The sequence below is a fragment of the Ferruginibacter sp. genome, from assembly GCF_031430955.1.
Taxonomy (GTDB): domain Bacteria; phylum Bacteroidota; class Bacteroidia; order Chitinophagales; family Chitinophagaceae; genus Ferruginibacter.
In genome coordinates, this window is record NZ_JANPCM010000333.1 from 1 (window position 1) to 5,105 (window position 5,105).

Sequence of the window (5,105 nt, forward strand, 5' to 3'; positions counted from 1 at the left end):
ACAGATACCACAAAACGAAGGTTGGCCTGCACCAATTTGTCCAATGCCCGTTGATCCCCCATTTTGATCTTTTGGGCCAGAATGGTCTCCTCTTCAGGAGTGATCATCGAAATTTTGGAAATTTCCTGCAAATATTTCTCAACTGCCTGTGAATCACGGTTGGTAATTTGCGTTGCGATCTTAAGTTTCCTCATTGTAATGTATTAGTCTAGAATATGTAACACTTGTAAGACATATTTGTTAGGGAAAATGTTGCAAACGAATAGTTAATGCCCCAAATCCTTGAAAATAGTGTGCAAAACTACGTTAAATAGGCCGCATTTCATAGCGTTTGTTAAAAAAAGAGCTATTAGGTGGATAAAATGAAATTATATATTACTCACTGAATATTATTTTTTAATTTACTGCTTCATTTTAAATTCGTCGTATGAAAATTATGAAATTTTATTTTATATCAATTTTATTACTTTCTGCTTGTAATCTGTCTGCACAATTAGAAAGTTCTTATAATCCGCTGTTGACAATTAATTATTCTGATAACAGCCAGGGGCAATCAAACCGTCAAATAGGCAATTATAAAGTAAAGGGGTCGTCTTATTTATTTAATGATACTTTTACAACTACGGTTTTCCATAATGGGTCTTTTTTTGCAGGTAATAAAGCTACTTACGATACCTATTTTCAAAAAGTTGAAAATATTGATAATGCCAGTCAAATGAGTGTTTTCAATCTTACTGATGTTGATTCCTTTAAAGTTTTTTATACAGATAAAGAAACAGGTATTATTTACAATAAAATATTTATCAATTCTAAACTGGTAGATTCTGCAAAAAATATATTTTTAGAAAAAGTGGCTGCTGGTACAAAATTTTCACTTTACAAAAGCTATACTTCCACTTTAGAAGATTATGTTGCTACTTATGCACAAACAACTGGATATAAACAATTTAAGCAGGTTACTGAATATTATTATATGACACCAGAAACAAAAAAATTAATTAAAATAAAACTCACGGAAAGGGAGCTTAAGAAAGCATTAGGGAGTCAGGCCAATTCTCTTTTTAATGATACTTTTAGTGACAACCCTGAATATAACGCTGTAAACATCATTAATACAATAAATGCAAACAACTGACCTGCGTTCTGATACTTTTACAAAACCATCGCCAGCAATGCTGGAAGCCATGTTTAAAGCTGAAGTTGGTGATGATGTTTTTGGTGAAGACCCCTCTGTAAACCAACTGGAAGCTATTACCGCTGAAATGTTTGGAATGGAAGCTGCTTTGTTTTGCCCGAGCGGCACTATGACCAATCAGATTGGTATTAAATGCCACACACAGCCAGGAGATGAAGTGATTTGCGAAAAGATGAGCCATGTTTATATTTATGAAGGTGGAGGTATTGCGTTTAACAGTGGCAGCCAGGTAAAAGCTTTGGAAGGAGACAGGGGAAGACTAACTGCTGAACAAATTACCGAAGCTATAAATCCAGATGATGTTCATAAAGCTAAAACCAGTTTGATTAGCTTGGAAAATACCGCAAACAGAGGCGGTGGCAGTTGCTATGATTTTAATGATTTTCATAAGATTAAAGAAGTTTGCTTACAAAATAATTTAAGCTTGCATTTAGATGGTGCAAGATTATGGAATGCACTTGTTGCAAAGGAGGAATCGCCTGTACAATACGGCCAGGTATTCGACAGTATTTCTGTATGTCTTAGTAAAGGACTAGGAACGCCAATTGGAAGTTTGCTTTTGGGCAAACGGGATTATATTAAAAAAGCCCGGCGTGTTAGAAAAGTTTTTGGGGGAGGCATGCGTCAGGCAGGCTACATCGCTGCAGCAGGAATTTATGCTCTTGAAAATAATATTAACAGGCTGCAACAAGATCATCTACATGCCCATCAAATAGCCGAAGCCCTAATTAAAAAAGATTTTATTGGTAAGATAATGCCTGTAGAAACTAACATCATCATTTTTGAAGTTAGCGGTTCTTATACTGCAAAGGAATTTTGTGAAAGGTTACAACTGGATGATATTTTATGCCTTTCTATTTCTGCTACACAAGTTAGAATGGTTACGCATTTAGATGTAACGGATGAGATGATAAAGAAATTGATAGGGGTTATTGAGGCGATGTGATTCTTATAAAAAAATGTAAATTTGAAAAATTTATTTTATGGGATTTGTATATGCGGATATCGAATTGGTTAATGCAGAAGACCTTGGGCTTGCAAGAAAATTTATAATTGGTGAAGAGGAAATAAAACGCATGGCTGTTAAAATGCTTGTGGATACAGGCGCATACAATCTTTGTATTAACGAAACTATACAGGCGCAATTAGATTTACCATTTTTAGAAAAACGTAAAGGTATTTCTGCCAATGGGCATATAGAAGAATTTAATATTGTTGGGCCTGTACAAGTATTATTTAAAAACCGTAAAACTATTTGTTATGCAATGGTTTTAAGTGGCGATAACGAGCCATTACTGGGTGCAATACCTTTAAAGGACATGGATGTTTTGATTCATCCTTTAAGAGAAGAGTTAATTGTAAACCCCGATCATCCTTACTATGCTCAAATGAAATTGAAATAATTGAAATTGAACTTCATATTCGTTAGCAGCCAATATAATGACAGACACAAAATATTCTTCTGTTGACGGAATTACGGTTCTGGATTTTTCAGAACACGTAAGAAAACGACCATTTATGTATGTCGGCAATGATGGCATTATTGGGCTTTTGTCGGGGCTAATAATTGAGTGTATATCATTATGCAAAACTGACGATATTCTTTTTGAAATTACAATATTAGGCGATAACGATTTTACATTTGTATTTAGTTCATCACACGAATTAAAATCATTTACAAGACAGTTTACAACTAAAAGCAATGAATTGCCTAATTATTTTGCAAAGACACTTAAAGCAATTTCAGAAAAATTTGATATAATTGAGAACGGGAATTCAAAAACACAAGTTACCTTTTCGTTTGACAAAAAAGTAATTTCAGAAACCAGCGTCGATAACCTAAGGTTATCAGAAAAAGCCATTCAAATTGCCTTGTTAAACAGACAATGCGAAATAATTACCATCGACAAAAGGCAGAAATATTTAATCCAAAATTTTTATCACTTTCCGCAAGGTGTTTTTATTTGTTTGACAGAGCAATAACAGAAGTTTTAGGCAAACCGGAATTTGAGTTAACATTTGACGGCAAAGTAAATTCTAATACATATCAAATTGGGCTTGCATATCGCACAGATTGGTATCCATCACCAAATGCCATAAGTTTTGCAAATGATATTCATACTGTTTGTGGTGGCTCATTGGTTGATGGAATTTTAGACGGCTTAATAAATGCCTGTAAGGTTTATGCAAAAGGTAATAACTTGACAACTTTTAAAATCAATAAAAAGAAATTCACAAACGGACTTATCCTTATTTGTGCTGTTCGTGGAGAAGAATACAGATATGGCGGCAGCTGGAAAGAAACATTAGAAGATTCTGTTGTAAGGAAACAAGCTAAAAAATTGGTGTCAAAATTAGCTTTAGACTTCTTTAATAATCAAAAAGAAAAAGCTGACAAATTTCTTTGGCGGTTTGACACGACACAATTAGCAAGTGGAATGTACTAGTGAAATGAAAATAACTGCTGGTAACAACATAGGATTGGGTTTGGCGTTATTAGGTCGGAAGAATAAGCCACCATCATTTTGTTAATTATCAAGAAACTAATACCTTTTTTTTATACCATCCCCACTCACCATAATAATTTTACGAGAAAGGCAACTTTTACTAAGGGTTTTAAAATTATACATCGTCATCAACGATACCCATCTTTACCATTTAAAAGAACAGGAGCCACTGGTGATTGATGAAAATAATTTGCCCCTAAAAATAATGGCGGAAAATGGTTTTCATTTTTCAAAACCTTTGCATATTTCAAAACCTAAAACAGATCCTGTATTAATTGGTATTGGTTGTGCCGCAGATAATGGAACACTTTGGGGAGGTGTTATATTCAGTGCGCTTTTCTTTATGATATTTTTTGTTACTCATTTATATGCAGTTTTAATTTTAGCTAACCTGCCCTTATTTTATTTAATGTATAAAATTTTCTGGAAGCCAAAGGAATTTATTACAATAGAAATATTGAAGAAATAGAAACTCCACCTATTTTAAATAACTTCGCCGTAATTAAAATAATATAACTGTGAGTTTTCCAAAAATCAACCCCACTTCTACCCCATCATGGCATGCATTGCAAAACCATTTTAGCAAAATGAAAACGGTGCACATGAAGGACTTGTTTAAAGCCGATCCTAAAAGATTCGAATGGTTTTCTACCCAACTAAATGATATTTTATTTGATTACTCTAAAAATATAATTACTACAGAGACTTTACAGTTATTATTACAATTAGCCAATGAATGTAAACTGAAAGATGCTGTTGAAGCGATGTTTACCGGCGAAAAAATTAACGGCACCGAAAACCGGGCTGTGTTGCATACTGCACTCAGAAATTTTTCTGCGGTTCCGGTTTTAGCTGATGGTATTGATGTAATGCCCGATGTTAAAAAAATTTTGGAGCAGATGAACAGTTTTTGCAAAAAAATACATAGTGGCGAATGGAAAGGTTATACCGGAAAAAAAATAAAATACATTGTAAACATTGGGATTGGCGGCAGCGATCTTGGGCCGGTAATGGTAACAGAAGCATTGAAACCTTATTGGTTAGATGGCATTCAAACTTATTTTGTAAGTAATGTTGATGGAACACACATTGCCGAAACATTAAAAAAAGTAACAGCTGATGAAACGTTATTTTTAATTGCAAGCAAAACTTTTACCACACAGGAAACCATGACCAATGCCCACAGTGCAAGAACATGGTTTTTACAGCATGCGAAAGATGAAGCATTCGTTGCCAAACATTTTGTTGCCTTATCTACCAACGAAAAAGAAGTTACCAAATTTGGCATTGCTCCCGAAAACATGTTTGTGTTTTGGGATTGGGTAGGTGGCCGTTACAGTTTGTGGAGTGCAATTGGTTTATCTATTGCATTAACTGTTGGCTATAATAATTTTGAAGATTTA

At 34.1% G+C, this 5,105-nt stretch carries 8 protein-coding genes; 7 read left to right on the forward strand and 1 reads right to left on the reverse strand.

From position 1 onward, the window contains the following. The coding region (locus tag ACY65O_RS09410) for a sigma-70 factor domain-containing protein (RefSeq protein ID WP_462220600.1) at positions 1-194 on the reverse strand (194 nt) is incomplete at its 3' end. A gap of 233 nt (positions 195-427) precedes the next feature. Between ACY65O_RS09410 and ACY65O_RS09415 the strand changes: the two genes are divergently transcribed. The 7 genes from ACY65O_RS09415 to ACY65O_RS09445 form a co-directional block, all read left to right on the forward strand. Continuing rightward, complete coding sequence (locus ACY65O_RS09415; RefSeq protein WP_462220601.1) at positions 428-1,135, forward strand: hypothetical protein; 708 nt, start codon at positions 428-430, stop codon at positions 1,133-1,135. After that, complete coding sequence (gene ltaE / locus ACY65O_RS09420) at positions 1,122-2,141, forward strand: low-specificity L-threonine aldolase (protein WP_462220602.1); 1,020 nt, start codon at positions 1,122-1,124, stop codon at positions 2,139-2,141. The genes ACY65O_RS09415 and ltaE overlap by 14 nt, the downstream gene beginning before the upstream one ends. 37 nt (positions 2,142-2,178) lie before the next feature. Further along, a complete protein-coding gene (locus tag ACY65O_RS09425; protein WP_462220603.1) occupies positions 2,179-2,598 on the forward strand; it encodes a pepsin/retropepsin-like aspartic protease family protein in 420 nt (139 codons plus the stop codon). A 37-nt stretch (positions 2,599-2,635) separates the two neighbouring features. After that, complete coding sequence (locus ACY65O_RS09430) at positions 2,636-3,178, forward strand: hypothetical protein (RefSeq protein WP_462220604.1); 543 nt, start codon at positions 2,636-2,638, stop codon at positions 3,176-3,178. After that, the gene (locus ACY65O_RS09435; RefSeq protein WP_462220605.1) at positions 3,160-3,642 is read left to right on the forward strand and encodes a hypothetical protein; all 483 of its coding nucleotides are present in this window, start codon (positions 3,160-3,162) and stop codon (positions 3,640-3,642) included. The genes ACY65O_RS09430 and ACY65O_RS09435 overlap by 19 nt, the downstream gene beginning before the upstream one ends. A gap of 265 nt (positions 3,643-3,907) precedes the next feature. Then, the gene (locus tag ACY65O_RS09440; RefSeq protein ID WP_462220606.1) at positions 3,908-4,171 is read left to right on the forward strand and encodes a hypothetical protein; all 264 of its coding nucleotides are present in this window, start codon (positions 3,908-3,910) and stop codon (positions 4,169-4,171) included. Positions 4,172-4,220: 49 nt separating this feature from the next. Further along, the coding region (locus ACY65O_RS09445; RefSeq protein WP_462220607.1) for a glucose-6-phosphate isomerase at positions 4,221-5,105 on the forward strand (885 nt) is incomplete at its 3' end.